Origin of the sequence: Algoriphagus lutimaris (assembly GCF_017051705.1) — a bacterium.
GTDB classification, from domain to species: Bacteria; Bacteroidota; Bacteroidia; order Cytophagales; family Cyclobacteriaceae; genus Algoriphagus; species Algoriphagus lutimaris.
Map to the genome: position 1 here is coordinate 1,472,592 of NZ_JAFIDJ010000002.1, position 26,042 is coordinate 1,498,633.

The following is a 26,042-nucleotide window of genomic DNA, read 5'->3' on the forward strand; positions in this document are numbered from 1 at the left end:
TCCATGGAATTAGCAGTAATAAATCATAAAGGAGAAGATACTGGAAGAAAGGTGAACCTTTCTGATGAAATCTTCGGAATTGAGCCAAATGATCACGCGATCTATTTGGACGTGAAGCAGTACTTGGCGAACCAAAGACAAGGTACTCACAAGTCAAAGGAAAGAAATGAAATCGCTGGTTCTACTAAGAAGATCAAAAAGCAAAAAGGTACTGGTAGTGCTAGAGCTGGATCTTTAAAGTCGCCGCTTTTCAGAGGTGGAGGTAGAGTATTTGGTCCTAAGCCAAGAAACTATTCCTTCAAATTGAATAAAAAATTAAAGCAGTTGGCTAGAAAGTCTGCACTTGCTTATAAAGTGAAAGACAATAGCTTGGTAGTGTTGGAGAACCTTTCTTTTGAGGCTCCAAAGACTAAGAGCTATTTAGCTTTGATGAATGGTTTGTCCTTAGCTGATAAGAAAACATTGGTTGTTCTTCCTGAAGAAAACAAGAATGTATACTTGTCTAGCAGAAACTTACCAAAGTCAAAAGTTGTGACTGTAAATGATGTAAATACTTACCAGGTTCTTAACGCTGACCACTTAGTGATTTGTGAAGGTTCTGTAAGTATGTTGGAAACCATTTTATCGAAATAAGACAATGGATATTCTAAAGCAGCCTTTAATTACTGAGAAAGTCTCTGCCATGAACGAAAAAGGTGTTTATGGATTTATCGTAGAGAAAACTGCGAAAAAGCCAGAGATTAAGAATGCAGTTGAAAAAACATATGGTGTGGATGTGGTTTCTATCAGAACCATGAGATATGCTGCAAAGCATAAGACTAGATACACCAAAAACAAAGTGGTATCAGGCTTTACCAATGCTTTCAAGAAAGCGATTGTTGAAGTAGCTGATGGACAGGTAATTGATTTTTACGGAGAAATTTAATTGAATCAATATCATGGCAATTAAAAAATTGAAGCCTGTTACTCCAGGGACAAGATTCAGAGTAGCTCCAGCTTTTGACGAGATTACAAAGTCAAAGCCAGAGAAGTCTCTTCTTGCTCCTTTGAAGAAATCAGGCGGAAGAAATAATGAAGGCAAAATGACTGCCCGTTACATTGGTGGTGGTCATAAGAGAAGACTAAGAATAGTAGACTTCCAAAGAAATAAGTTTGGCGTACCTGCGACTGTGAAGGCGATTGAGTATGATCCAAACAGAACTGCACGTCTTGCCCTGCTTTATTACGCAGACGGTGCAAAGGCCTACATTATCGCCCCGGAAGGTTTGACAGTAGGACAAACAGTGATTTCCGGTGAGCAAGTTGCTCCAGAAGTAGGAAATGCGATGCCTTTGGCTAACATTCCTCTTGGTACAATTGTACACAATGTAGAATTGAAGCCAGGTAATGGTGGAGTAATGGCCAGAAGTGCTGGTGGATATGCACAGATCGTTGCCCGTGAGGGTAAGTACGTGACTATCAAGCTTCCTTCCGGTGAAATGAGACTAGTTCTTGGTGTTTGTATGGCAACAATCGGTACTGTTTCCAATGCAGATCACATGAACGTAGTTCTTGGAAAAGCTGGTCGTAAGAGATGGTTAGGTGTAAGACCTCGTACTAGAGGTGTTGCGATGAACCCAGTAGATCACCCAATGGGTGGTGGTGAAGGTCGTTCTTCCGGTGGACATCCAAGATCTAGAAAAGGTCTTCTGTCTAAAGGTAAGAAAACCAGATCACCTAAGAAGTATTCAAACAAGTTCATCATCAGCAAAAGATCTAAATAATTATGGCACGTTCATTAAAAAAAGGTCCTTATATCGAACATCACCTGGTGAAGAAAGTGGATGTTATGAACGAGTCCGGCAAGAAATCTGTCATCAAGACTTGGTCAAGAAGATCTATGATTTCTCCAGACTTCGTAGGACATACCTTCGCAGTGCATAATGGAAATAAATTCATCCCTGTATTTGTGACTGACAACATGGTAGGTCATAAGTTAGGTGAATTTGCTCCAACCAGAAATTTCAGAGGCCACATTGCCAAAAAAGATAAAGGAAAGAGATAATCATGGAAGCTATCGCAAGATTAAATAATGTTCCTACTTCTCCGCGTAAGATGCGCCTTGTGGCTGACCTTGTCAGAGGCAAGAGAGTTGGGAATGCACTTAGTATTTTAAAGTTTACTCCGAATCACGGAGCTTTGAAATTGGAAAAGTTATTGCTTTCTGCCGTTGCCAACTGGCAGGCAAAGAATCCTGACGCTAAACTTGAAGAAGCTGATTTGTTTGTGAAAACCATCATGGTGGACGAAGGCAGATCTCTCAAAAGATTGAGACCAGCTCCTCAAGGTAGAGGCCACAGAATCCGCAAGAGATCAAATCATGTAACTCTCGTGATCGATACATTCGACGCTGGTGATGTTACCGCTGATGTAGTAGAAACAAACGAAAAGGCAAATTAAGAACAGACTATGGGACAAAAGATCAACCCAATAGGATTTAGACTTGGTGTAGTCAAAGGCTGGGATTCCAACTGGTATGGTGGGAAAGACTTCGCTGAAAAACTATACGAAGATCAGCAAATCCGTAAGTACGTCCTTGCCAGAATTCCTAAAGGTGGGATTGCTAAGGTGATCATTGAGCGTACGCTTAAGAGAATCACGCTTACCATTCATACTGCCAGACCAGGTGTTGTAATTGGTAAAGGTGGAGCCGAAGTAGACAAGCTGAAAGAAGAACTTAAGAAGATCACTAGCAAAGATATTCAAATCAATATCTTCGAAATTAAGCGACCTGAATTGGACGCGAAATTGGTAGGTGAATCTATCGCTCAGCAACTTCAAGCTAGAATTTCCTTCAGAAGAGCAATGAAACAAGCCATTGCAGCATCCATGAGAGTGGGAGCAGAAGGAATCAAAGTAAAACTTTCTGGTCGTCTGGGTGGAGCCGAGATGGCAAGATCCGAAATGTACAAAGAAGGAAGAATTCCTCTTCATACGTTGAGAGCAGACATTGATTACGCACTTTCTGAAGCACTTACAGTTTACGGAATTATCGGAATCAAAGTATGGATCTTCAAAGGTGAAGTGTACGGTAAAAGAGACCTCTCTCCAAATCAGGGAGCTGCAAACGAGCCGAAAGGATCTCGTCATTCAGGCCCTAAGAGAAACGACGGTCCAAGACGCAGAAAAAGAAATAACTAATTTTCACCGACTAAGTGAGAACGCATGTTACAGCCAAAAAGAACTAAATATAGGAAAATGCAAAAGGGCCGTGTCAAAGGCATTGCACAAAGAGGGCACACGCTTTCTTTTGGCAACTTTGGCATCAAATCCCTGGAAGCAGGATGGATTACTTCTCGTCAGATCGAGGCAGCTCGTATCGCGATGACAAGAGCCATGAAAAGAGAAGGACAGGTTTGGATCAGGATTTTCCCTGACAAACCAGTTACTAAGAAGCCCGCAGAGGTTCGTATGGGTAAGGGTAAAGGTGCTCCAGAATATTGGGTAGCTGTTATCAAACCAGGAACGATCCTTTTCGAAGCTACAGGCGTGAGCCTGGAGACTGCTAAAGAGGCGTTAAGATTAGCTCAACAGAAGCTACCAGTAAGTACCAATTTTATCGTTCGTAGAGACTACGTAGAATAGAATGACAATGAAAAATACTGAGATCCAATCACTTTCCGCAAGTGAAATCGCCGAGCGAATTGTCGCAGAGAAGGGGAATCTGACCAAACTTAAGTTTGCGCACACGATATCTCCTATAGAGAATCCTAATAGAATCCGCGAGACCAAGCGTCTGATCGCAAGATTGAAGACTGCATTGGCTGCCAAATAACTAGCTAACAGAAAAAGAAATGGCTACGATTGAGAGAAATCTTCGAAAAGAAAGAGTTGGTAAAGTGGTAAGTAACAAGATGGACAAGTCCATTACCGTTGCAGTTGAGCGTCGCGTAAAGCATGCCATGTACGGTAAGTTTGTTGCTAAAACAACCAAATTTATGGCTCATGACGAGAAAAACGAGTGTAACCCAGGTGACCTCGTTAAAATCAGTGAAACTCGTCCGCTGAGTAAGAACAAACGTTGGAGAGTAGTTGAAATTATTGAAAGGGCTAAATAATCATGATACAACAAGAATCCAGACTAAGTGTGGCGGACAATTCCGGTGCCAAAGAGGTATTGGTGATCCGTGTATTGGGAGGAACCAAGAAGCGTTATGCTTCTATCGGTGACAAAGTAGTCGTGACTGTAAAGTCAGCCCTATCTTCCAGCAACATGAAAAAAGGTACCGTTTCAAGAGCGGTAATCGTGCGAACCAGAAAAGAAATAAGAAGAAAAGACGGTTCTTATATCCGATTTGAGGACAACGCTGCTGTATTGTTGAACAACAACGATGAGCCTAGAGGCACTCGTATTTTCGGCCCAGTTGCTAGAGAATTGAGAGAGAAGCAGTTTATGAAAATCGTTTCTTTGGCCCCTGAAGTATTGTAATCATGGAAAGAAAATTCAATAAGCAGCCTAAGCTGCATATCAAAACTGGTGACACTGTGAAAGTGATCGCTGGGGATGACAAAGGCAAATCAGGCAAAGTACTTTCTGTAGATACAGCAAAAAGAAAGGCTTTCGTAGAAGGAATCAATATGATCACCAAACACGTAAAGCCAACTGCTGCAAAACCACAAGGTGGTATCGAGAAGAAAGAAGCTGCTTTGCACATTAGTAACTTGATGCTTGTAGATCCTAAAACTGGTGAAGCTACCAGAACTGGTCGTAAAGCTGGTGAAAATGGGAAATTAGTGAGATACTCTAAGAAAACTGGGGAGGTGATCAATGGCTAATCCAAGAATCAAACAAAAATATGTGGACGATATCGTCCCTGCTTTGAAAGAAAAATTTCAATATTCTTCTGTAATGCAGGTGCCTAAGCTTTCAAAAATCGTTTTGAATAAAGGGATCGGTGCTGCAGTAGCTGATAAGAAATTGGTAGACCAAGGTGTTGAAGAACTTTCTTTAATCACTGGTCAAAGAGCAGTCGCTACCAAAGCGAAGACTTCTGTGTCTAACTTTAAGCTAAGAGAAGGAATGCCTATCGGAGCGAAAGTTACTTTAAGAGGTCAAAAAATGTATGAATTCCTTGACAGATTGATGACTGTTGCTCTTCCTCGTGTAAGAGACTTCAAAGGTATTTCTGACAAAGGATTCGACGGTAGAGGTAACTACACTTTAGGTGTAACTGAACAAATTATCTTCCCTGAGATCAGCATCGAAAAGGTGAATAGAATCTCTGGTATGGATATCACCTTTGTGACTTCTGCTAAAACAGATGAGGAAAGCTTCGCATTGTTGAAAGCTTTCGGAATGCCTTTCGTTAACAAAAATAAAGAAGAATAGTCATGGCAAAAGAGTCCATCAAAGCTCGTGAGAGAAAAAGAGAACGTCTGGTAGCCAAGTATGCTAAAAAAAGAGCTGAGCTGAAAGCAGCTGGTGATTATGAAGCACTTGACAAATTGCCAAAGAACGCTTCCCCGGTTAGACTTCACAATAGATGTAAACTAACTGGTCGTCCTAAAGGCTACATGAGAAAATTCGGTATCAACAGGGTAACCTTCAGGGAAATGGCCTCTTCAGGCAAAATTCCTGGAGTGACTAAGTCCAGCTGGTAAAATAACGACAGTAGTTTTTATTCTAAAAATCAATTCGTAACTTTGCACGCCCAATTAGGGTGGAGCTAGACTTATAAAATATCATGACTGATCCAATAGCTGATTATCTGACTAGGTTGAGAAACGCCATCAAGGCTTCTCACCGAATCGTAGAGATACCTGCTTCTAACATTAAGAAGGAGATTACAAAAGTATTGCACGACAAAGGATATATCCAGAATTACAAATTCGAAGAGAATGGTCCTCAGGGAACTATCAAAATCGCTTTGAAATTCAATCCTACTACCAAGCAAAATGCAATTGTTAATCTAACAAGAGTAAGTACTCCAGGTTTGAGAAAATATGCCAAGCATGACTCTCTTCCAAGAGTAATCAATGGTTTAGGTATCGCCATTATTTCCACCTCTAAAGGTGTAATGACTGACAAAGAAGCCCGCGTTGAAGGCGTTGGGGGCGAAGTACTTTGCTACGTATATTAATTTACTATCATGTCTAGAATAGGTAAAAAACCAATAAATCTACCTGGCGGTGTTACTGTAGACGTGTCAGCTCACGGGCTGGTCACTGTTAAAGGTCCAAAAGGTACACTCACTCAGGATGTGAATCCCGATATTGAGGTAAAAGTGGAAGACAATTCAGTTGTCGTTTCCAGACCTACCGATTCCAAAAGACACAAGTCTATGCATGGACTTTACAGATCTTTGATCAATAATATGGTCATTGGTGTATCTGAAGGTTACAAAAAAGACTTGGAGCTTGTTGGTGTAGGTTACAAGGCTACGAATCAAGGACAAGTGTTAGAACTTTCCCTTGGTTATTCTCACAACATCTTCTTTGCATTGCCTTCTGAGGTAAGTGTAAAGACAGAGACTCCTAAAGGTAAAAACCCGATCATTACTTTGGAGGCAATTGACAAGGAATTGATCGGACAAGTGGCTGCCAAAATCAAAGGACTTCGTAAAGTTGAGCCTTACAAAGGTAAAGGTGTGCGCTTCGTGGGTGAACAAATTAGACGTAAGGCTGGTAAAACTGCCGGTAAAAAATAATAGGTTATGGCATTTAATAAGAATTCCAGAAGACTTAGAATCAAGCAGGGTATCAGAAGAAAGATTTCTGGTACTGATTCCAGACCTCGTTTGTCAGTTTTCAAAAGTAATACTGGCATGTATGCACAGCTTGTGGATGACCTTAAAGGTCAAACATTGGCTCAGGCATCTTCCAAAGAATTGGGAGCGAAAGAGAACACCAACATTGCAATTGCTACTGAGGTAGGTAAGAAATTAGCTGAAAGAGCTGTTGCAAACGGAGTTAGCGAAGTAGTATTCGATAGAAACGGCTATTTGTACCATGGGAAAGTGAAAGCTTTGGCTGATGGAGCAAGAGAAGGAGGCCTTAAATTTTAATCAACTATGTCTCAACTAAGAAAAAAGCCTATTAGGGCTACAGATACAGAACTTAAAGAAAAGGTAGTTGCTATTAACAGAGTAGCCAAAGTGGTGAAAGGTGGTAGAAGATTCTCTTTTTCTGCAATAGTTGTCGTAGGTGACGGTGCCGGTGTAGTTGGTTACGGTTTAGGTAAAGCTAACGAAGTAACTGACGCAATCACTAAAGGCATTGAAGATGCTAAGAAAAACTTGGTGAAAGTACCAGTTTTGAAAGGAACCATCCCTCATGAGCAAATTGGTAAGTTTGGTGGAGGTTTTGTATTGATCAAACCAGCTGCGGCCGGTACCGGTGTTATCGCTGGTGGTGCAATGCGTGCTGTTTTAGAAAGTGCTGGCGTTACTGACGTTTTGGCGAAATCTAAAGGATCCTCAAACCCTCACAACGTGGTTAAAGCAACAATCGATGCTTTGACTCAATTAAGAGATGCGATTGCCGTATCTCAGCAAAGAGGTGTGAAAATGTCTAAAGTCTTTAACGGATAATCATCATGGGAAAGATCAAAATCACACAAACTAAAAGTACTATCGACCGTCCGAAGGATCAAAAAGCTACTATCACTGCTTTAGGTCTAGGAAGAATCAGCAAATCTGTAGTAGTTGAAAATACTCCACAGATCGCTGGTATGGTTAATAAAGTTAATCACCTTGTAAAAGTGGAGGAAGCTTAATTATGAAACTGCATACATTAAAACCAGCAGAAGGGTCTACAAAAACTCGTAAAAGAATCGGTAGAGGTACTGGTTCCGGTAGAGGTGGAACTTCTACAAGAGGTCATAAAGGTGCTAAATCCAGATCTGGATATAAGTCTAAGGCTGGATTTGAAGGTGGTCAGATGCCACTTCAAAGAAGAGTTCCTAAATTTGGCTTCAAAAGCTTGAATAAGGTTGAGTTCAAACCAGTAAATTTGGATACCTTGCAAGTTCTTGCTGAGGAGTACAACTTAGCAGCGATCGACATGGAGGCTCTAGTAGCTCATGGAGTAGCTTCTAAGAATGACAAGATCAAAATCCTCGGTGGAGGTGAATTGAAGGCCAAATTAGACGTAACTGCTCATCATTTCTCTGCTTCTGCAACTGCAGCTATTGAGAAAAACGGTGGTTCTGTAAACAAGATTTAAGTAAATGAAAAAGTTTATTTCGACGGTTAAGAATATTTTCTCTATCGAAGATCTGAGAGTTAGGATCCTGAATACAGTCGGGTTCCTAATTATCTTCAGATTGGGATCCTTTATCGTTCTTCCTGGTGTAGACCCAGCTCGTTTGGGTGATGCTCCAGAAGGGATTTTTGGATTGATAGATACTTTCCTAGGTGGTGCATTTAGTAATGCTTCCATCTTCGGACTAGGCATTATGCCATATATTTCTGCTTCAATTGTGTTGCAGCTGTTGACTGTCGGAGTACCTTACTTTCAAAAAATGCAGAAAGAAGGGGAGTCTGGAAGAAAAAGAATCAACCAGATTACTCGAGTATTAACCATCTTGATCACCATCGCACAAGGTATTGGTTACGTAAGTGCCACTATCCTTCCAACAGGAGCTGTGATGGTTAGTACATCCCTTTTCATGTTTAGCTCTTTAGTGTTATTATCTGCCGGTACCATGTTCTGTATGTGGTTAGGAGAGAAAATTACTGAAAAAGGTATCGGTAACGGTATCTCCATGCTGATCATGATTGGTATCATTTCTAGGTTCCCAGGTGCGATCATCGCGGAAACCTTAGAAAAAGGGACTTCTGGCATGTTGCTTTTAATTATTGAAGCAGTGGTACTTTTCTTTATCGTGGTTGGAGTAGTTGCTCTGACAGAAGCGACAAGAAGAATTCCTGTTCAATATGCAAAGCAAGTAGTAGGAGGTAAAGTTTACGGTGGCCAGAGACAATATATTCCTATCAAGGTAAATGCTTCTGGGGTAATGCCTATTATCTTTGCACAATCGTTGATGTTCCTTCCTGCTTTGATCGCTCAGATCTGGGCTTCTGAAAGTGATGTTGCGAATTACATTGGTAATACGTTCAGTGACTTTACTTCTTGGCAATATAATCTGCTTTTCGCATCCTTGATTATCATCTTCACGTTCTTCTACACTGCGATTACAGTTAATCCAGAGCAGATAGCGGAAGATATGAAGAGAAACGGTGGATTTGTACCAGGTATTAAGCCAGGTGCTCCAACGTCTGAGTTTATTGATGGGATCATCTCTAAAATCACGTTGCCAGGATCCATTTTGTTAGCAGCAGTAGCGATTTTACCTGCCTTAGCAATTATTGCAGGTGTAGGTGGAGAGTTTGCTCAATTCTATGGAGGTACATCGCTTTTGATTATGGTGGGTGTAATCTTAGATACTTTGAGACAAATTGAAAGCTATTTGTTAATGCGTCATTACGAAGGAATGATGAAGAGCGGTAATATGAAGAATAATCCTTCTAATTACCAAGTAGCTTAATATGATTCATTATAAGACTTCAGAAGAAGTTGATATAATTAAAGAAAGTGCCGACATACTTGGCAGAGCCCATGGGGAAGTAGCAAAGTATGTCAAGGAAGGGGTAAAGACCTCTTTCTTAGATAAAATAGCTGAAGAGTATATTAGAGATCACCAAGGTGTTCCTTCTTTTAAAGGATACAATGGTTTTCCGGCTGCTCTTTGTATTTCTGTGAACGAAGTTGTCGTTCATGGATTTCCCAGCGATTATGAATTGAAAGATGGCGATATAATCTCAGTAGATTGTGGAGTCTTTCACCAAGGTTTTCATAGCGATTCCGCTTATACGTATCCTATTGGTGAGGTCTCTCCTTCTGTCTTAGCATTACTCAAGGCCACCAAAGATTCATTATATCTAGGTATTGAAAAAGCTGTTTTTGGAAACAGGTTGGGAGATGTAGGAAATACGATCCAAAAGTTTGTGGAAGCCAAGGGCTACACAGTAGTTCGAGAATTGGTCGGACATGGAATCGGTCGTAATCTTCACGAATCCCCGGAAGTTCCCAATTATGGCAAAAAAGGAAGTGGTCCCCTGCTAAAAGCAGGAATGGTGATTGCAATTGAGCCTATGGTGAATCTGGGTACACGAAACATTGTACAAGAGAGAGATGGTTGGACGATCCGCACTGCAGATCGGAAGCCTTCCGCCCACTATGAGCACACAGTGGCAATATTTGAAGATAAAACAGAGGTTTTGACAACCCATAAATACATAGAAGAGAATTTCAAATTCTAATATGGCTAAACAGACATCTATAGAACAAGACGGTACCATTATCGAAGCATTGTCTAATGCAATGTTTAAAGTGGAACTAGAAAATGGACATCAGTTGATTGCGCATATTTCTGGAAAGATGAGAATGAACTACATCAAAATTCTTCCTGGAGATCGTGTAAAATTAGAGTTGTCTCCCTATGATTTATCAAAAGGTAGAATTGTATATCGTTATAAATAGACTGATATGAAAGTAAAGGCATCTATTAAGAAGAGAAGTGCTGACTGTAAGTTGATAAGAAGAAACGGAAAACTTTACGTCATCAACAAGAAGAATCCTAAGTTTAAACAAAGACAAGGTTAAGATTATGGCTAGAATTGCAGGTGTAGACATACCAGACAATAAGCGTGGCGAAATCGGGCTTACTTATATCTTCGGAATTGGAAGAAGCTCCGCCAAGGCGATCCTGAGCAAGGCCGGTATCTCCTTCGACAAAAAAGCAGGTGAGTGGGATGACGATGAGTCAACCGCAATCCGTAACATTATTGCCGAAGAATTCAGAACCGAAGGTGTTCTGAAATCAGAGATCCAATTGAACATCAAGCGACTGATGGATATCGGTTGTTATAGAGGTTTGAGACACAGAAAAGGACTTCCAGTTCGTGGTCAGCATACCAAGAACAACGCCAGAACAAGGAAGGGTAAGAGAAAGACAGTTGCTAACAAGAAAAAGGCAACTAAATAAAACCTGATTAGATTATGGCTCAGAAAAGAAACGATAAAGCAAAAGGTAAAAAAAGAGTTGTTAAGGTAGAAGCTGTAGGGCAAGTTCACATCAGAGCTTCCTTCAACAATATCATCATCTCTATTACCAATAATGCAGGTCAAGTAATCTCTTGGGCTTCTGCCGGTAAAATGGGTTTCAGAGGTTCAAAGAAAAATACTCCTTACGCTGCACAGATGGCTGCGCAAAACTGCGGACAAGTGGCTTATGACTTAGGTTTGAGAAAAATCGAAGTTTTTGTAAAAGGTCCAGGATCTGGTCGTGAATCAGCGATTAGAACATTGCAAAATGTAGGATTGGATGTAACGACTATTACAGACGTAACTCCTATGCCGCACAATGGTTGTCGTCCTCCTAAGCGTAGAAGAGTTTAATTTTAAATTTGTAATAGAATGGCTAGATATACAGGTCCTAAAGCAAAGATCGCCAGAAAGTTTGGCGAGCCTATCGAAGGGCATAGCAAAGCGCTTCAAAAGAAAAACTATCCTCCAGGACAACATGGTAGAGGTAGAAGAAAGAAGCAATCAGAATATGCTATTCAGCTTGCTGAAAAACAAAAAGCGAAATACATCTACGGAGTGTTGGAAAGACAATTCGCTAAGATGTTTGATATTGCTTCCAGAAAATCTGGAATTACAGGTGAAAACCTTCTTCAGCTTCTAGAAGCTAGATTAGATAACACCGTATATAGAATGGGAATTGCTCCAACTAGAAGAGGTGCCAGACAATTGGTTTCTCACAAGCATGTGCTTGTAAATGGTGAAGTAGTAAATATTCCTTCCTATTCTTTGAAGCCTGGTGATATTGTTTCCGTAAGAGAAAGATCTAAGTCTTTGGAAGCTATTACCAATAGTTTGGCTGGTAGAGGTGCTAATAAATATTCCTGGTTAGAGTGGGATAGCGCTTCATTGTCCGGCAAATTCGTCAGTGTGCCTTCCAGAGATGATATTCCTGAGAATGTCAAGGAACAACTCATTGTCGAACTTTACTCTAAGTAATTTTACTATTTTCAGCTTTTAAAAAAAGAACAAGATATATGTCCATACTAGCATTTCAAATGCCCGAAAAAGTGGTGATGGAAAAGGCCGATGACTTCCATGGCTTGTTTACTTTCAAACCACTAGAAAAAGGCTATGGAGTTACTATCGGTAACGCCCTAAGAAGAATTTTGCTTTCTTCGTTGGAGGGTTATGCCATCACATCCATTAAGATTCCTGGAGTGGTGCATGAGTTTTCTACCATCGAAGGTGTTGTTGAAGACGTGACCGATATTATTTTGAATTTAAAGCAGGTGAGATTCAAGAAAGTACATGAGGCTTTCGATGGTAAAATCACTGTGGAAATCAAAAATCAGTCTGTGTTCACTGCAGGGGACATTGCTAAGTTCACTTCTTCTTTCGAAATCTTAAATCCAGATTTGGTGATTTGTCACATCGACGAGTCTAAAAACTTTGAGATTGAGATCATGGTCGAAAAAGGAAGAGGATATCTACCAGCTGAAGAATCCAAACCAAAAGAGCAGGTGTTCGGGCAAATTGCCATCGATGCAATCTTTACTCCTATCAAGAATGTAAAGTACAGCGTTGAGAATACCCGTGTTGAACAGAAAACTGACTTTGAAAAGTTGATCTTGGAAGTATCTACTGATGGCTCTATCCACCCGGAGAAAGCACTTCAGGAGTCTGCTAAAATCCTGATCCAACACTTTATGTTGTTCTCTGATCAAACTATGGTACTTGACTCTACAGGAGTTGCTGAACCAGAGCCAATTGACGAGGAGTTCTTGCACATGAGAAAACTGTTGAAGACATCTTTGGGCGATCTAGATCTTTCTGTTCGTGCATTCAACTGTCTGAAAGCTGCTGATGTGAAGACTCTTGGAGATCTTGCCAAACTTGAAATTTCAGATATGATGAAATTCAGAAACTTCGGTAAGAAATCTCTTGCAGAGCTTGAGCAACTTATCCAAGAGAAAGGTCTGACCTTCGGGATGGATATTTCTAAGTATAAACTTGATGAAGAATAAATAACGATGAGACACGGTAAGAAATTTAACCACCTTGGTAGGAAAGCCGCTCACAGGAAGGCTATGCTTTCCAACATGGCTACTTCCCTGATTCTTCACAAGCGTATTTCAACTACGCTTGCCAAGGCTAAAGAATTGAAGAAATATGTGGAGCCATTGGTTTCAAGAGCCAAAGAAGACACTACTCATAACAGAAGAATTGCATTCTCTTACCTGAAAAGCAAAGATGCGATCATCGCTCTTTTCGGTGAAATCAGTTCTAAAGTTGGTACACGTCCAGGAGGATATACTCGTATTATCAAAACTGGATTCCGTCTAGGTGATAATGCAGAGATGTGTATCATTGAGCTAGTTGACTTTAACGAATTAATGTTGAAGGATGCTAAACCAGCTAAGAAAACTACTAGAAGATCTCGTAGAAGTTCTGGTAAATCTGCTGCTGATGCTCCTGCTACTCCAGTTGTTGAAGCTAAATCTGAAGAGCCACAGGCTCCGGAAGCTTCTGCTGATGCAACTGAAGGTGAAACTGAAGAAAAATAAGTTGATCAACGACTTTGACAATAAAAAAGGATTGGACTTTCGTTCAATCCTTTTTTTATACCCCATCCATTTATTTTCCTTACCAATAAATCTTTAACTTTGGGCAACTTTCTAGAAAATGATTAGACAAAAAGCGACTTTACTCTTAGCAGACGGAACAGTGTTCCATGGCACACTTATCGGAAACGCCGGTACCAATGGCGGCGAAATTTGCTTTAACACTGGTATGACTGGATATCAGGAGATTTACACCGATCCATCCTATACTGGACAGATTGTGGTTACTACCACTCCTCATATAGGAAACTATGGAGTGATAGATTCAGAGGTTGAATCTGATTTCCCAACAGTAGCGGGGATTGTGGTCAATAATTTCTCTGATATTTATTCAAGAATTGATGCTTCTGGTTCTTTACAAGATTACCTTGTTCAAAATAAAATTACAGGGATAGCAGATGTAGATACCAGAAAATTGGTTAGACACCTTCGTTCAAAAGGAGCGATGAATGCCATCATCAGTTCAGAATTTGAAGGAGACTTAGAAGGTTTACAAGCAGAATTGGAAAAAGTGCCAAATATGGATGGTTTGGAGCTTTCCTCTCAAGTTTGTACCCAAGAACCCTATTTTGTAGGAGATGAAAATTCTGAAATCAAGGTGGCATGCCTCGATTTTGGAATCAAGAAAAACATTCTTAGAAACCTGGTTGATAGAGGAGTTTATTGCAAAGTATTTCCTGCTAAAACCAAATTGGAAGAAATGGAAGCATGGAACCCCAAAGCCTATTTTCTTTCCAATGGACCTGGTGATCCTGCTGTAATGGAATATGCAGTGGAAACAACAAAAGATATTCTAAATACAGGAAAACCTGTTTTTGGGATTTGTTTGGGCCATCAGATCTTGGCTGAATCAGTAGGGATTTCCACCTACAAAATGCACCACGGTCATAGAGGTTTGAACCATCCTATAAAAAATCTGAATACTGGGAAAAGTGAAATTACTTCTCAAAATCATGGATTTAATATATCCAGAGAAGACTCTGAGAGTAATCCCGAAGTGGAAATCACCCACGTTCATTTGAATGACAATACCGTAGCAGGAATCAGACTTAAAAATAAGCCTGCTTTTTCCGTGCAATATCACCCAGAGTCCTCTCCAGGACCTCATGATTCGCGCTACCTTTTTGACGACTTTATTTCTTTAATAAACAAAAATTAAATCTCAATAACCTTTTATACTATGACTTTGATACAAGCAATTCATGCGAGACAAATTTTAGACTCCAGAGGTAACCCTACTATTGAAGTAGATGTACTTACAGACTCTGGTGCTTTTGGCCGTGCAGCAGTACCAAGCGGTGCTTCTACGGGCGTTAACGAGGCAGTGGAACTTCGTGATGGAGATAAAAGCAAATACCTTGGAAAAGGTGTCTTGAAAGCAGTCGAAAATGTGAATGAAATTATCCAATCTGAATTGATCGGGGAATCTGTTTTTGACCAAAGAGGAATCGATAACTTGATGATCAAATTGGATGGAACTGATACTAAATCAAAACTAGGAGCCAATGCAATCCTAGGAGTTTCCTTAGCTGTAGCAAAAGCTGCTGCTGACGATTTAGGGATTCCATTGTTCAGATATGTAGGTGGTGTGAATGCCAAAACACTTCCTGTTCCTATGATGAACATTATCAATGGTGGGTCTCACTCTGATGCTCCTATTGCATTCCAAGAGTTTATGATTCGTCCAGTAGGAGCTCCAACCTTCTCTGAAGCAATGAGAATGGGAGCTGAGATTTTCCATAATTTAAAGAAAATCCTTCACGACAAAGGATTGAGTACTGCAGTAGGGGATGAAGGTGGTTTCGCACCAAACTTCTCTGGTGGTACTGAAGAAGCACTAGGTTGTATCTTGGATGCGATCGAAAAAGCTGGATACAAAGCAGGTTCTGATATTACCATTGCACTTGATTGCGCTTCTTCTGAATTCTTTGAAGATGGTGTTTACAACTATAAGAAATTCGAAGGAGATACTGGTAAAGCTAGATCTAGAGCTGAGCAAGTGGATTACTTAGCTGAGTTGACTGAGAAATATCCAATTGATTCCATCGAAGATGGATGTGCTGAAGAAGATTGGGAAGGATGGGCCATGTTGACAGCCAAAATCGGAGACAAAGTTCAGTTGGTAGGTGATGATTTATTTGTAACCAACGTGAAATTCTTGAAGCGTGGTATTGAAGAAAAATCTGCAAATTCCATCTTGATCAAAGTGAATCAGATTGGTACTTTGACAGAAACCTTGGATGCTATTGACTTGGCTCATAAAGCAGGATTTACTGCTGTAATGTCCCATAGATCCGGTGAAACTGAAGATTCTACAATTGCAGACTTGGCAGTGGCTTGTAACTGCGGACAAATCAAAACTGGTTCAGCTTCCCGTTCTGATAGAATGGCGAAATACAATCAGCTGTTGAGAATCGAAGAGTTGCTAGCTGACACTGCTTATTTCCCTAAGAAGAAATAAACATTCCGTATGTTACAGAAAGCAGTCCTTTTGGGGACTGCTTTTTTTTTGCATCATTTTTGTACCTTGTTAAAATATCTCTCCTATAAATTAGATCATGAGTAAATATTTCAAATACACGAAAAATTTTTATGTGCTCGGAATGCTCTTTTTTATTTTTTGGATGTTTTTCATCGATTCAAATAATGTGGTTAATCAATTCAGATTGAGTGTAAAACTGAATGAACTGAATGAACAAAAGGAGTTTTATCAAGAAAGAAAAGAGATAATTAAAGCCGAACGTGAGGAGTTAATGAGTAATCCCGAACTTTTAGAGAAGTTTGCACGTGAAAAATATCTCATGAAAAAGAGGACTGAAGATCTTTATGTCATTGTTGAAAAATAAAATATTACTCGCATTTATCCTGTTTTTTTCATTGCAATTTGCTGCTAATGCACAGCGTGAAATATATCAAGATTCTATTCCGTTCAAGGATAGATTATACTTTGGAGGTAATTTTGGGATGCAGTTTGGTTCAGTAACCTTGCTTGATTTATCTCCATTAGTAGGTGTGATGATTACTCCTAGGTTTTCATCTGGTTTGGGAGTTACCTATCAGTATTTTAATGATAAAAGATACATAGGAGGTGAGACCTCTTCTTATGGGGGAAGAATCTTTTCTAGATATAATGTGCTTCCCAATATTTTTACTCAGGCAGAGTTTGAATCAATCAATTTTGACAATTATAATATTCTCCAAGACCGGTTTGAAAGGATTTGGGCAAACTCCCTCTTTTTAGGAGGAGGGTACTTTGCACCTTTTGGTCCTAGGGGAGGAGCAAACTTCACTTTTCTATATAATGTCCTTCATGACAACTTAAGATCACCCTATGGTGAACCTTATGTAATTAGGGTTGGTTTTGTACTCTAAACAAGTGGGCTAAATCACATTCTATGGATTCCTTCATTTCAAAAATTTTCGAGGCTAATAAAAAGTGCTCTGATTGTCCATCTCCTAAAGCAATTCAAGAGTTTTTCAAGGATTTATTAGGCCTTTTGTTTCCAGAGTTCGCCCACACTAGGTTCAAGGAAAAGATCGAAATCGCTGCCAAATTTTCTATTCTAGAAAGGTCATTGGCCTCCATTTTATCTAGAAACAATAATTTGCATTCAGGAGATGGTGATATGATAGCACATGATTTTTTTAGAGGTTTGAATACTGTTTATGATTATCTCCATGAAGATGTAGATGCTATTTACGTGGGAGACCCTGCGGCAAAATCCAGAACGGAAATATTGAGAAGTTACCCTGGTTTTTATGCCATAGCAGCTTATAGAATTGCTAATCTTTTACACAAATTAGGTGTTTCCTTAATACCTAGGATGATTACTGAGTATGCCCATAGCAAAACAGGGATTGAAATTCACCCAGGTGCTACCATTGGGCAACACTTCTGTATTGACCATGGTACAGGAGTGGTAATAGGTGAAACTACCATTATTGGTGATCATGTGAAAATTTACCAAGGGGTAACTCTGGGAGCCTTGAGCGTAAATAAAGAAGATGCTGATAAGAAAAGGCATCCCACCATCGAAGATCATGTGATTATTTATTCAGGAGCCACAATTTTGGGAGGGAAAACTATTATTGGAGCAAATAGTGTGATTGGTGGAAATGTGTGGCTTACTAAAAGCGTTCCTGCGGGAAGTAAAGTATATTATCAGACACAGATGTACCATACTGGCAGAGAGGTGACAGATATGTATGTCTTCAAAAATGATAACAATGAAGTTATTTGAATTAGTAGGAAACACCCCTTTAATAGAGCTTCAGGCTATTCCGACTAACCCCAAAGTGAAAATTTTATGTAAGCTGGAGGGACAAAACCCAGGAGGAAGCGTGAAGGATCGTGCGGCTTACAATATGATAAAATCGGCTTTGGATCGAGAAGATATCAAAAAAGGAGATAAGCTGGTGGAAGCAACAAGTGGAAATACTGGGATTGCTTTAGCAATGATTGCCAAAGTGATGGGACTGGATATGACTTTGATTATGCCTGATAACTCCACACGGGAACGAGTACTTTCCATGGAAGCTTATGGGGCACGTGTGATTTTGACACCTGCTGCCCAAACTATTGAGTATTCTAGAACACTAGCAGAAAAAATGAGTGCTGAGGAAGGATATTATATGCTCAATCAATTTGGGAACAAGGATAATTATCTAGCACATTATAAAACCACTGGGCCAGAAATTTGGAAGGATACCAAGGGAGAAATCACCCATTTTGTTTCAGCAATGGGAACTACTGGTACTATCATGGGAGTCTCCATGTATTTAAAAGAACAAAATCCCAAGATACAAATTGTTGGGACCCAACCTACAGATGGATCTAGTATACCGGGCATCAGAAGATGGTCTCCAGAATTTTTGCCTGCCATATTTGATTCCTCCAGAGTGGATCAGGTTATCGATGTAAGTCAAGATCAAGCTACTGAAATGACCAGAAGAATGGCTAAGGAAGAAGGGGTCTTAGCAGGGATGAGTAGCGGTGGCGCATTACACGCCGCTATCGAACTTGCTAAAACCTTGGAAGAAGGAGTAATCGTTTGTATTACTTGTGACCGAGGAGATCGTTATCTTAGCTCGGACTTGTTTGGTTAACCAAAGATTTTTTTGGTTTTCTCTAATCCTATTTTAGCAACAAGCAAAGCATCCTGTTGATAATAGGTGGGGTTGAATAGCTCCAAGGAAAGAATTTTGGTACCCCCCATCGAATTTAATGTGGAATAAATTTCGGAATAAGGAGCTATTCCATCTCCGGGATACACTCGGTCTTTATCTTGCAATTCTTCCCTTGCTTTTCCAGAAGGAATGTCATTGACATGGATAATGTCAAAAGCATCCGGACCAAGTAATTTTAATCCATTATAGCCAGACCCTCCTCTGTACAAGTGATACACATCAGGTAAGATTTTAGCATCAGAATCATTTGCCGCTGCGGCTACAGAAAGGCATTGGCTTAAGTTATGAAAGGGGCCGAATGCTCCCCAGAATTCTAGCTGGGGCATGACTCCTGTTTTCCTTCCCAATTCAATTAATTGAGCATATTTTTCTGCAGACTCTTGTACATCAATGGTTCCCTCAGCACCTATAGCAGGAGCAGCCACTCTAGTACATCCGAGCTCAGAAAGCATATTCATTTCTTTCTCCATTTGAAGAAACCCTTGTTTGGATTTTTCGGCATCCTGAGCCATCCATGGAGCAAAGCCAATGGCATTAAAGGCGATTTGTTTAGAGTCTTTTAGTAGGGAATTTAAAGAGGCAAGACTATTTCCTTCTTTCAAATAACCTTCAATATCTGAAATCCATATTTCTATACCTTCAAAGCCTGCCCTTGCAGAGGTTTCAATTGTTTCTTTTAAACTTAATTTTTGTCCTCGAATGGTACTCGTGTTTAAACAATAATTAAATGTTGTTTTTTTGATTTTATCGGGTTTAGCATGAGTTGCAGTGGTGGATAGAACTGCGGGTGCAAGCGCCAAGGTTTTAAGAAGATTTCGTCTATTCATTTTAGGCTTATCTATAATTCTTTAATTAATCCGTTTATCTTTCCTTTTTACCGTCTATTAGATTCCTTACAAAATAGAATCTAATTGGATTTAGTATCGTAATGATGTTATGCTAAAAATAAAATTTTTTATTCCATTAGTCTTACTTTTTATGTGGGCTGCAAAAATTTCTGCTCAGACCCAATCATTTATTTCATTGTATAAAGAGCAATTACCCTATTTCCAAGAATTGATTACTGGTGGGCAGTATGGAGAATCACCATTGAATTACGAAGGGCATCCTTATTTTGAAAGAAGGAATTTTGAAGAGGGAGTATTATCCATCAATCAAATCAACTATAAGGATGTTCAGCTGCTCTATGATGAGATGGCAGATGAATTAGTGACTTTTCACCCTATTTACAAACAAAAAATATTGATCAAAGCTGAAAAGATTCAGGAGTTTCAATTAGACCAAAATCATATTTTTAGAAGGTTTGAGGGAAATGAAAAGTACACCTATCATAGGAATGGGTTTTATCAAGTTCTGAAAGACGGTAGGGTAAAAGTGCTCATCAAACATTATAAAACTGTAGAACCCACTAGAGAAGTAGGGAAATATCCTTATAAATACGTGGAAGATCAGGAATATTTTTATTGGTACAAAGATGATTTTGTACCTATTAGAAAGAAAAAACAAGCCATACAAAGTCTAGGACTTCAAAAGAAAGAAGTGAAAAAGTATATGAAAGCAAAGGACTTGTTTTTTGCCCTGGAAAAGGAACGATACATTCTTGAGTTGGCGAACTTTAGAGAAAATAAGTCAGAAGGTTTTAATGGATTGCTTAAATGAAGAAAATCTATTTTACCCTTTTGATACTTTTTATTTCATGGAATGTCCAGTCCCAAACAAATCAAACTGTAAGATTGACAGGAATGTATTTGGGGATGTCCTTCGATGCATTTGTAGAGAAAGTTCAAGCTGAGACTCCCTATACATTTTATTATAAGAAGGTAGATGTGGCAGATATCCAAATTAACCTTCAGGTTTCCGATACAGAGGTACGGTTGGTGCTTGATGAGGTTTTTTTGAATACCGGACTAACCTATTCCATTGATCGTTCAAACAGAATTTGGGTGACAAAAGGTAGCAGGTTATTGATAGATTTTCCGAGCGAATACTTTAACATTCAGGCCAGGCAGGATCTTTTAGCCAATGCAGGTGATTCTTTAGGAGAATTTGATAAGAACAAATTATTTGTAATTGGAAAAGCTACTGATAATCCTGAATCTAGTACTGCTACACTTTCAGGTGTAGTGACAAGTATTGAATCTGGTAATCCTATGAACGGGGCGATTGTTTTAGAAAAAATTGATTTCACACAGGTTGCCACAGATAGAAATGGGAAGTACCGACTTACTTTGCCAAAAGGTCGGCATACCATATGGGTACAAAATATTGGAGGATTTCAAGAGCAAAGACAGATTGACCTCAAAGGGGATGGTGTGTTAAATATGAGTATTGAAGAAACCATTCTGTCCTTGGATGAAGTGATAGTTAGCTCAGGAGCGTTATCCAATATCAATAAATTAGATATGGGAGTTCAATCCATCAGTATTGCGGATGTCAAGCGTTTACCAGCTGTGATGGGAGAAGTAGATGTATTGAGAGGGGTGTTAACTTTGCCGGGGGTAAATACGGTAGGAGAAGCTACCACCGGTTTTAATGTTCGTGGAGGAGCTGCAGACCAAAATCTAATACTCTATGGGAATTCAACGATTTTTAATCCTACTCATGCATTTGGATTCTTTTCTGCATTCAATGCTGATGTCGTGTCAGGAGTGGAATTATACAAAGGCTCCATTCCTGTAAACTATGGAGGGAGGCTTTCTTCCGTCCTGCAAGTAGATCCCAAATATGGTAGAAAAGATAAAATTGGTGGCTCTGGAGGGATTGGAATAATGACCAGTAGATTAAGCTTGGAGGGGCCAATTGATGAGAAAACTACCTTTATCCTCGGGGGTAGAACAACATATTCTGATTGGGCACTGAAATTTTTGGAAGACGAAGCCGATTTCAACGATAGCAAAATTTCTTTCTATGATATCAATGCCAATATTCAGCACGAAATAAACGATAAGAATTTTATTGAATTCACAGGGTATATCAGTAAAGATGATTTTAGGTTTGACCCAGATACTACCTATTTCTATCAGAATTTAAACCTTTCTCTAGGATGGAGACATTTTTTTAATGACCATTTAGAAGGTCGATTTACGATAGGTACAGATCAATACAATTTTGGAATTATTGGGCAAGACAATCCTTTAAACTCCTTTGATTATAGTTTCGATATCAATCAATTGTATATGAGGGCAGACTTCGAGTCTAGAAGGAATGAAAGCCATATTTTAAAATATGGTATCCATGCGATTCAGTACTCAATTAATCCAGGAATCAATCAGCCTTATGGAGAAGAGTCTATAGTCTTATTAGATGAATTGGAAGAGGAGAATGCAAGAGAGATTTCCGTATATTTTGGAGATGAATTTACAGTTAATGAAAAGCTTTCAGTGAGTTATGGTGGAAGGTACATGTTCTATCAGCTGCTTGGGCCTTTAAGCATCAATGAATATGTTGAAGATGCACCTATCACTGAAAGCAATGTGATTGGGGAAAAGACCTATGAAAGAGGTAAAAGTGTGAAAACATACCATGGTCCTGAGTTTCGGATTTCGGCAAGGTATATTCTGGACAACAGATCATCTATTAAGCTTGGGTTTAATACCATGAGACAAAATATTCATTTACTGTCCAATTCTTCGGCTATATCGCCGACAGACTCCTGGAAATTAAGTGATCCTTATATTAAGCCACAAACAGGAGGTCAGGCCTCTGTGGGCTATTATAGAAATCTACTTAACAACAAGCTGGAATTCTCCACAGAAGTATACTATAGATATATGAATAATTTACTGGATTATAGGTCTGGTGCTAAAATCGTTCTTAATCATTCTGTAGAACAGGACGTCTTGAATTCCAAGGGTAAGGCTTATGGGGTAGAGTTTCTTTTAAAGAAAAACACAGGAGTTCTAAAAGGAACATTGGCTTATACCTATGCTAGGTCATTGTTAAAGACTTCTGATGAACCCAATGTGGAGAAAATAAATAATGGAGAGTTTTATTCCAGCAATTTTGATCAACCTCATCATTTGGTTTTAGTAGCAAATTATGAGTTAAGTAAAAGGATTAATACTTCCTTGAATCTGAATTATAGTACGGGAAGACCGATCACCTTGCCAATTTCTAAATTTGATTACGCAGGATCAGAACGGGTTTATTTCTCAGAAAGAAATGCCTATAGAATACCTGACTATTTCAGGATGGATTTCTCAGTCAATTTGGAGGGGAACCATAAAGTAAAGAAACTGGCACACGCCTCTTGGTCATTTGGGGTGTATAATCTGCTAGGAAGAAGTAATCCGTATTCGGTGTATTATGTACCAGAAGGTGGGAAATTGAGGGGATATCAACTCTCTATTTTCGCAAAACCAATTCCATTTATCACTTATAATTTTAGGTTTTGATGAAAAGAAATATCCACATAATCCTGGTTTTATTACTGCTCATGGCGGGGTGTAGAGAACCCTATGATCCTGAAATTGAGCCTACCGATATCAAGGTTTTGGTGGTAGAGGGATATTTGGATACTGAAGGATTGCCTAGCTTGTTGAAATTAAGTTACACTCGAAATATCCATTCGGATGAAGATTCTAATCAAATCAGCTTTCCTTCCGGAGAGGTGTTTTTAGAATCGGAGGAGGGAGAGCAGTTCCCTTTAGGCTCCTTGGGAGAGGGGACTTTTGAATTTGCCTATGACATTCCTGAAGAAGGGAATTATAGACTGAAAATCTTTACTACAGACGGGAATAGTTATTCTTCTGAATGGATCAAACCGATTTTGACTCCTGAGATTATTGATGTGGGGTTTGAGAAATATGAAGAGGGGGTTGAGGTATACCTCACTACCAAAGGGGATGAGAATGCGGATAATTTTCTATGGACTTTTGAGGAGACTTATGCTTTCCGCTCAAAAATCCCTACTGCTTATCGATACGACCCTGATTTGAAAACCGTGGTACTGGCAACCAATGATTTGAGAACAGATTTATGCTATAGGGAGTTGAGTAATGCTGATTTGATTTTGGAAATTTCTTCCCGATTTGAAGATCAGTTTGTGTTTAGACAAACCATTAATAAGATTCCGACGGGAGACGAACGATTAACAGTGAGGTATAGCATCTTGATTTCGCAAAAGGCCTTGGATAAGGGAGCTTCGGATTTTTGGGAAATCATGAGAAAAAATACAGATGATTTGGGATCAATATTTAGCCCTTTGCCTTCCAATATAGGAGGGAATATCAAGAATGATCAAAACCCAAATGCCCCAGTAGTAGGATATTTAAGTTTAGGTACTGTTAAGCAAAGAAGATTGTTTATTGGGTTTCAAGAAATCCTACCATGGCCTAGAATAGATGTCCCTGAGTATTTTGGGTGTATAGCAGAGCAGGACACGATTCTAGTTGAAGAATATGAGTCAGCTTTTATGTCAGGAGGATATACACCTGCAATTCCAATTTTTTGTGAAAATTGTTATGATCCAATAGGTTTTAGAAAAGCAGAACGAAGATGTACCGATTGCACCTTGAGAGGAACCAATGTTAAGCCGGATTTTTGGGATGAATAAGTTGAAAATATTCAAATTAGGGATTATTGTGGTGTTATGGGTCGCTTTAGGAGCTATAAAGACTTATGCCCAATCAGGAAGAGAACAGGTTCATTTTTCGATTCCAAAAAACATTTACTTCGGAGGAGAAAGGATTTGGGTATCTAGTAAAGTAGAGCAAGGAAATGAAGAGGTAGAGTCTCAAATTATTTATGCGGAATTGCTCAACCGATATAATGAATCTGTGGCAATAGCGAAGATGCCTTTGGAGAATGGAGCAAGTTTTAATTTTTTGAAGCTCCCTCAAAATTTACCTTCTGATCATTATTTACTAAGGGTTTTTACAAGAATTAGTCCCTATCAGGACTTAGACTCGGGGATGTCTCAACAGTTGATTACAGTGTTTAATAGATTAGCTCCTTCTGGAGTGGTGGAGAAAAGAACGGAAACTACGGTATTTCAACCTAAAAGCGATGACCTGGTAAGCATCTCATCCAATGAGTTTAGTTCTGGGAGCAAAATTTCTGTCAAGTTAAAAGGCAATGAAAACGTAAGAGAGTTGAGTGTTGCGGTGGTTAATCCATTTTTATCCATCCAACATCAATTAAAGTCCTCTGAGGTATATGAATCCCTGGAGCAAAAAGTGATGGTTCCAGAGCTTTTTGGGCATATTATTGAAGCCAAAGTACAACCGGATCAAGTAGATACTACTCAGCTCTATTATATCTCTGTACATGGGGACAAATCTGCTTTGTTTACAGATAGACCAGATCCAGATGGAACGATGTTTTTTGATGCAGGAGGGGTGCGAAACTGGAATTATTTGGTAGCTCAAGCCAATGGAAATAAGAGTTTACTGGATTTCACTATTGTATCTCCAGCTCCAAAGACTCATTTCAAGAAAAGCTTTGAGTTTCCCGTCTTGGAAATTACTCCCTCAGATGAACCCTACTTAAAGGAATTGCTAAAAGGAGGCCAAGTTGAGGGGTATTTTGTGCATGAGTTTAATTCTTCAGATGCACCGGTAGTAACTGGCTTTGTGGAGGATCGGGTGTATCAGTTGGACGATTATACCCGATTTGAAACGGTGGAGACGATTGTAAAAGAATATATTCCTGAAATCTCAGTTAAAACTGTTCAAAAAAAGAAAGAATTTAGATCGATTAATGAGATCAAGAGTTTTGCTTTTGAATCCAACCCACTCATGTTGGTGGATGCGATGCCGGTTTTTGATTCTGATCAACTAGCCGCTTTCGATCCAAAAGGTTTTAAAACATTGGCAATTTTATCTAGGACCTTTTATTTGAATGAAGAGGAATTTCCTGGGGTGATGAGTTTTTATTCCTATAAGAATGATTTTGGAGGTTTCCCGATCCCAACGAATGGGATTTTGTTGGACTATGCGGGGATTCAGCCTAGAATAACTTTAGCTACCAGTTTGTTTGAACCTTCCAGAGAAACAGATGAAATGATGGATTGGAGGACCATCCTTTATTGGACTGAAATTCCTCAACTATCTAGCTCCAAGAATGAAGTAGAAATAGTTATTCCTGAATTGAAAGGAAGTTTTCTGGTTACCATCAAGACCGATCAGGGCACTTATACGAAAGTGATCGAAGTAAAATGATCGGCCG

General features: G+C 39.4%; 39 protein-coding genes. 38 read left to right on the forward strand and 1 reads right to left on the reverse strand.

The annotated features are described in order from the left end of the window. Nucleotides 1-3: 3 nt before the first annotated feature. From rplD to cysM, 34 genes are all read left to right on the forward strand, one after another. On the forward strand, nucleotides 4-633 hold the full coding sequence (gene rplD / locus JYB62_RS16920) for a 50S ribosomal protein L4 (RefSeq protein ID WP_205646560.1): 630 nt from the start codon (nucleotides 4-6) through the stop codon (nucleotides 631-633). Nucleotides 634-637: 4 nt separating this feature from the next. Beyond that, nucleotides 638-925 (forward strand): 50S ribosomal protein L23, encoded by a 288-nt coding sequence (gene rplW, locus JYB62_RS16925; RefSeq protein WP_074226877.1) that lies wholly within the window; start codon nucleotides 638-640, stop codon nucleotides 923-925. A gap of 13 nt (nucleotides 926-938) precedes the next feature. Beyond that, nucleotides 939-1,763, forward strand: coding sequence for a 50S ribosomal protein L2 (rplB, locus tag JYB62_RS16930; protein ID WP_205646561.1), 825 nt, complete (start codon nucleotides 939-941; stop codon nucleotides 1,761-1,763). Between the two features lie 2 nt (nucleotides 1,764-1,765). Continuing rightward, a complete protein-coding gene (gene rpsS / locus JYB62_RS16935; RefSeq protein WP_074226879.1) occupies nucleotides 1,766-2,044 on the forward strand; it encodes a 30S ribosomal protein S19 in 279 nt (92 codons plus the stop codon). Between the two features lie 2 nt (nucleotides 2,045-2,046). Then, on the forward strand, nucleotides 2,047-2,439 hold the full coding sequence (rplV, locus tag JYB62_RS16940; RefSeq protein ID WP_205646562.1) for a 50S ribosomal protein L22: 393 nt from the start codon (nucleotides 2,047-2,049) through the stop codon (nucleotides 2,437-2,439). 9 nt (nucleotides 2,440-2,448) lie between these two features. Then, the gene (rpsC, locus tag JYB62_RS16945) at nucleotides 2,449-3,180 is read left to right on the forward strand and encodes a 30S ribosomal protein S3 (protein ID WP_074226881.1); all 732 of its coding nucleotides are present in this window, start codon (nucleotides 2,449-2,451) and stop codon (nucleotides 3,178-3,180) included. Nucleotides 3,181-3,204: 24 nt separating this feature from the next. After that, entirely contained in the window at nucleotides 3,205-3,624 is a 420-nt protein-coding gene (gene rplP, locus JYB62_RS16950; RefSeq protein WP_074226882.1) for a 50S ribosomal protein L16, read from the forward strand. 7 nt (nucleotides 3,625-3,631) lie between these two features. Continuing rightward, a complete protein-coding gene (rpmC, locus tag JYB62_RS16955) occupies nucleotides 3,632-3,814 on the forward strand; it encodes a 50S ribosomal protein L29 (protein WP_074226971.1) in 183 nt (60 codons plus the stop codon). Nucleotides 3,815-3,833: 19 nt separating this feature from the next. After that, nucleotides 3,834-4,097, forward strand: coding sequence for a 30S ribosomal protein S17 (gene rpsQ, locus JYB62_RS16960; protein WP_074226883.1), 264 nt, complete (start codon nucleotides 3,834-3,836; stop codon nucleotides 4,095-4,097). A gap of 2 nt (nucleotides 4,098-4,099) precedes the next feature. Then, nucleotides 4,100-4,468: a 50S ribosomal protein L14 gene (gene rplN / locus JYB62_RS16965; protein WP_057939449.1), complete on the forward strand. Its 369-nt coding sequence runs from the start codon at nucleotides 4,100-4,102 to the stop codon at nucleotides 4,466-4,468. A 2-nt stretch (nucleotides 4,469-4,470) separates the two neighbouring features. After that, nucleotides 4,471-4,815 carry a 50S ribosomal protein L24 gene (rplX, locus tag JYB62_RS16970; RefSeq protein ID WP_074226884.1) on the forward strand — a complete coding sequence of 115 codons (345 nt, stop codon included), beginning with the start codon at nucleotides 4,471-4,473 and terminating at the stop codon, nucleotides 4,813-4,815. After that, complete coding sequence (rplE, locus tag JYB62_RS16975) at nucleotides 4,808-5,368, forward strand: 50S ribosomal protein L5 (protein WP_074226885.1); 561 nt, start codon at nucleotides 4,808-4,810, stop codon at nucleotides 5,366-5,368. The genes rplX and rplE overlap by 8 nt, the downstream gene beginning before the upstream one ends. 2 nt (nucleotides 5,369-5,370) lie before the next feature. Further along, nucleotides 5,371-5,640 (forward strand): 30S ribosomal protein S14, encoded by a 270-nt coding sequence (gene rpsN, locus JYB62_RS16980; protein WP_008203013.1) that lies wholly within the window; start codon nucleotides 5,371-5,373, stop codon nucleotides 5,638-5,640. An 83-nt stretch (nucleotides 5,641-5,723) separates the two neighbouring features. After that, entirely contained in the window at nucleotides 5,724-6,119 is a 396-nt protein-coding gene (gene rpsH / locus JYB62_RS16985; protein WP_074226886.1) for a 30S ribosomal protein S8, read from the forward strand. A 9-nt stretch (nucleotides 6,120-6,128) separates the two neighbouring features. Further along, entirely contained in the window at nucleotides 6,129-6,686 is a 558-nt protein-coding gene (gene rplF / locus JYB62_RS16990) for a 50S ribosomal protein L6 (RefSeq protein ID WP_074226887.1), read from the forward strand. 6 nt (nucleotides 6,687-6,692) lie between these two features. Next, the gene (rplR, locus tag JYB62_RS16995; RefSeq protein ID WP_074226888.1) at nucleotides 6,693-7,043 is read left to right on the forward strand and encodes a 50S ribosomal protein L18; all 351 of its coding nucleotides are present in this window, start codon (nucleotides 6,693-6,695) and stop codon (nucleotides 7,041-7,043) included. A gap of 6 nt (nucleotides 7,044-7,049) precedes the next feature. Continuing rightward, nucleotides 7,050-7,568 carry a 30S ribosomal protein S5 gene (gene rpsE, locus JYB62_RS17000; protein ID WP_074226889.1) on the forward strand — a complete coding sequence of 173 codons (519 nt, stop codon included), beginning with the start codon at nucleotides 7,050-7,052 and terminating at the stop codon, nucleotides 7,566-7,568. 5 nt (nucleotides 7,569-7,573) lie between these two features. Continuing rightward, nucleotides 7,574-7,753, forward strand: coding sequence for a 50S ribosomal protein L30 (gene rpmD, locus JYB62_RS17005; protein ID WP_074226890.1), 180 nt, complete (start codon nucleotides 7,574-7,576; stop codon nucleotides 7,751-7,753). A gap of 2 nt (nucleotides 7,754-7,755) precedes the next feature. After that, nucleotides 7,756-8,202 (forward strand): 50S ribosomal protein L15, encoded by a 447-nt coding sequence (gene rplO / locus JYB62_RS17010; RefSeq protein WP_074226891.1) that lies wholly within the window; start codon nucleotides 7,756-7,758, stop codon nucleotides 8,200-8,202. Between the two features lie 4 nt (nucleotides 8,203-8,206). Further along, nucleotides 8,207-9,526, forward strand: coding sequence for a preprotein translocase subunit SecY (secY, locus tag JYB62_RS17015; RefSeq protein WP_074226892.1), 1,320 nt, complete (start codon nucleotides 8,207-8,209; stop codon nucleotides 9,524-9,526). A gap of 1 nt (nucleotide 9,527) precedes the next feature. Further along, complete coding sequence (gene map, locus JYB62_RS17020; protein ID WP_074226893.1) at nucleotides 9,528-10,301, forward strand: type I methionyl aminopeptidase; 774 nt, start codon at nucleotides 9,528-9,530, stop codon at nucleotides 10,299-10,301. A gap of 1 nt (nucleotide 10,302) precedes the next feature. Next, nucleotides 10,303-10,521 carry a translation initiation factor IF-1 gene (gene infA / locus JYB62_RS17025; RefSeq protein ID WP_008202999.1) on the forward strand — a complete coding sequence of 73 codons (219 nt, stop codon included), beginning with the start codon at nucleotides 10,303-10,305 and terminating at the stop codon, nucleotides 10,519-10,521. Between the two features lie 6 nt (nucleotides 10,522-10,527). Beyond that, the gene (rpmJ, locus tag JYB62_RS17030; RefSeq protein WP_074226894.1) at nucleotides 10,528-10,644 is read left to right on the forward strand and encodes a 50S ribosomal protein L36; all 117 of its coding nucleotides are present in this window, start codon (nucleotides 10,528-10,530) and stop codon (nucleotides 10,642-10,644) included. 4 nt (nucleotides 10,645-10,648) lie between these two features. Next, nucleotides 10,649-11,026, forward strand: coding sequence for a 30S ribosomal protein S13 (gene rpsM, locus JYB62_RS17035; protein ID WP_008202997.1), 378 nt, complete (start codon nucleotides 10,649-10,651; stop codon nucleotides 11,024-11,026). A 14-nt stretch (nucleotides 11,027-11,040) separates the two neighbouring features. Further along, a complete protein-coding gene (gene rpsK, locus JYB62_RS17040) occupies nucleotides 11,041-11,439 on the forward strand; it encodes a 30S ribosomal protein S11 (RefSeq protein WP_074226895.1) in 399 nt (132 codons plus the stop codon). Nucleotides 11,440-11,457: 18 nt separating this feature from the next. After that, nucleotides 11,458-12,063: a 30S ribosomal protein S4 gene (rpsD, locus tag JYB62_RS17045; RefSeq protein WP_074226896.1), complete on the forward strand. Its 606-nt coding sequence runs from the start codon at nucleotides 11,458-11,460 to the stop codon at nucleotides 12,061-12,063. A 38-nt stretch (nucleotides 12,064-12,101) separates the two neighbouring features. Next, entirely contained in the window at nucleotides 12,102-13,091 is a 990-nt protein-coding gene (locus tag JYB62_RS17050) for a DNA-directed RNA polymerase subunit alpha (RefSeq protein WP_074226897.1), read from the forward strand. A 6-nt stretch (nucleotides 13,092-13,097) separates the two neighbouring features. Beyond that, complete coding sequence (gene rplQ / locus JYB62_RS17055) at nucleotides 13,098-13,631, forward strand: 50S ribosomal protein L17 (protein WP_205646563.1); 534 nt, start codon at nucleotides 13,098-13,100, stop codon at nucleotides 13,629-13,631. A 118-nt stretch (nucleotides 13,632-13,749) separates the two neighbouring features. After that, on the forward strand, nucleotides 13,750-14,847 hold the full coding sequence (gene carA / locus JYB62_RS17060; RefSeq protein WP_205646564.1) for a glutamine-hydrolyzing carbamoyl-phosphate synthase small subunit: 1,098 nt from the start codon (nucleotides 13,750-13,752) through the stop codon (nucleotides 14,845-14,847). 21 nt (nucleotides 14,848-14,868) lie between these two features. Next, nucleotides 14,869-16,149 (forward strand): phosphopyruvate hydratase, encoded by a 1,281-nt coding sequence (eno, locus tag JYB62_RS17065; protein ID WP_074226900.1) that lies wholly within the window; start codon nucleotides 14,869-14,871, stop codon nucleotides 16,147-16,149. A gap of 97 nt (nucleotides 16,150-16,246) precedes the next feature. Further along, entirely contained in the window at nucleotides 16,247-16,534 is a 288-nt protein-coding gene (locus tag JYB62_RS17070) for an FtsB family cell division protein (protein WP_205646565.1), read from the forward strand. Continuing rightward, nucleotides 16,515-17,060, forward strand: coding sequence for a hypothetical protein (locus JYB62_RS17075; RefSeq protein ID WP_205646566.1), 546 nt, complete (start codon nucleotides 16,515-16,517; stop codon nucleotides 17,058-17,060). The genes JYB62_RS17070 and JYB62_RS17075 overlap by 20 nt, the downstream gene beginning before the upstream one ends. 23 nt (nucleotides 17,061-17,083) lie before the next feature. Continuing rightward, nucleotides 17,084-17,929: a serine O-acetyltransferase EpsC gene (epsC, locus tag JYB62_RS17080; RefSeq protein ID WP_205646567.1), complete on the forward strand. Its 846-nt coding sequence runs from the start codon at nucleotides 17,084-17,086 to the stop codon at nucleotides 17,927-17,929. Beyond that, nucleotides 17,916-18,794 carry a cysteine synthase CysM gene (gene cysM / locus JYB62_RS17085; RefSeq protein ID WP_205646568.1) on the forward strand — a complete coding sequence of 293 codons (879 nt, stop codon included), beginning with the start codon at nucleotides 17,916-17,918 and terminating at the stop codon, nucleotides 18,792-18,794. Before epsC ends, cysM begins: the two co-directional genes overlap by 14 nt. Here the strand turns inward: cysM and JYB62_RS17090 are convergent. Next, a complete protein-coding gene (locus tag JYB62_RS17090) occupies nucleotides 18,791-19,702 on the reverse strand; it encodes a sugar phosphate isomerase/epimerase family protein (protein WP_205646569.1) in 912 nt (303 codons plus the stop codon). The genes cysM and JYB62_RS17090 overlap by 4 nt on opposite strands. 151 nt (nucleotides 19,703-19,853) lie before the next feature. On the opposite strand from JYB62_RS17090, the gene JYB62_RS17095 reads away from it, so the two are divergent. From JYB62_RS17095 to JYB62_RS17110, 4 genes are read left to right on the forward strand one after another with little or no spacing between them, the layout of a single operon-like run. Further along, on the forward strand, nucleotides 19,854-20,534 hold the full coding sequence (locus tag JYB62_RS17095; protein ID WP_205646570.1) for a hypothetical protein: 681 nt from the start codon (nucleotides 19,854-19,856) through the stop codon (nucleotides 20,532-20,534). Beyond that, complete coding sequence (locus tag JYB62_RS17100) at nucleotides 20,531-23,269, forward strand: TonB-dependent receptor (protein WP_205646571.1); 2,739 nt, start codon at nucleotides 20,531-20,533, stop codon at nucleotides 23,267-23,269. Before JYB62_RS17095 ends, JYB62_RS17100 begins: the two co-directional genes overlap by 4 nt. Then, nucleotides 23,269-24,429, forward strand: coding sequence for a DUF4249 domain-containing protein (locus JYB62_RS17105; protein WP_205646572.1), 1,161 nt, complete (start codon nucleotides 23,269-23,271; stop codon nucleotides 24,427-24,429). Before JYB62_RS17100 ends, JYB62_RS17105 begins: the two co-directional genes overlap by 1 nt. Next, nucleotides 24,422-26,035, forward strand: a complete 1,614-nt coding sequence (locus JYB62_RS17110; RefSeq protein WP_205646573.1) for a hypothetical protein — start codon at nucleotides 24,422-24,424, stop codon at nucleotides 26,033-26,035. Before JYB62_RS17105 ends, JYB62_RS17110 begins: the two co-directional genes overlap by 8 nt. Nucleotides 26,036-26,042 lie beyond the last annotated feature (7 nt).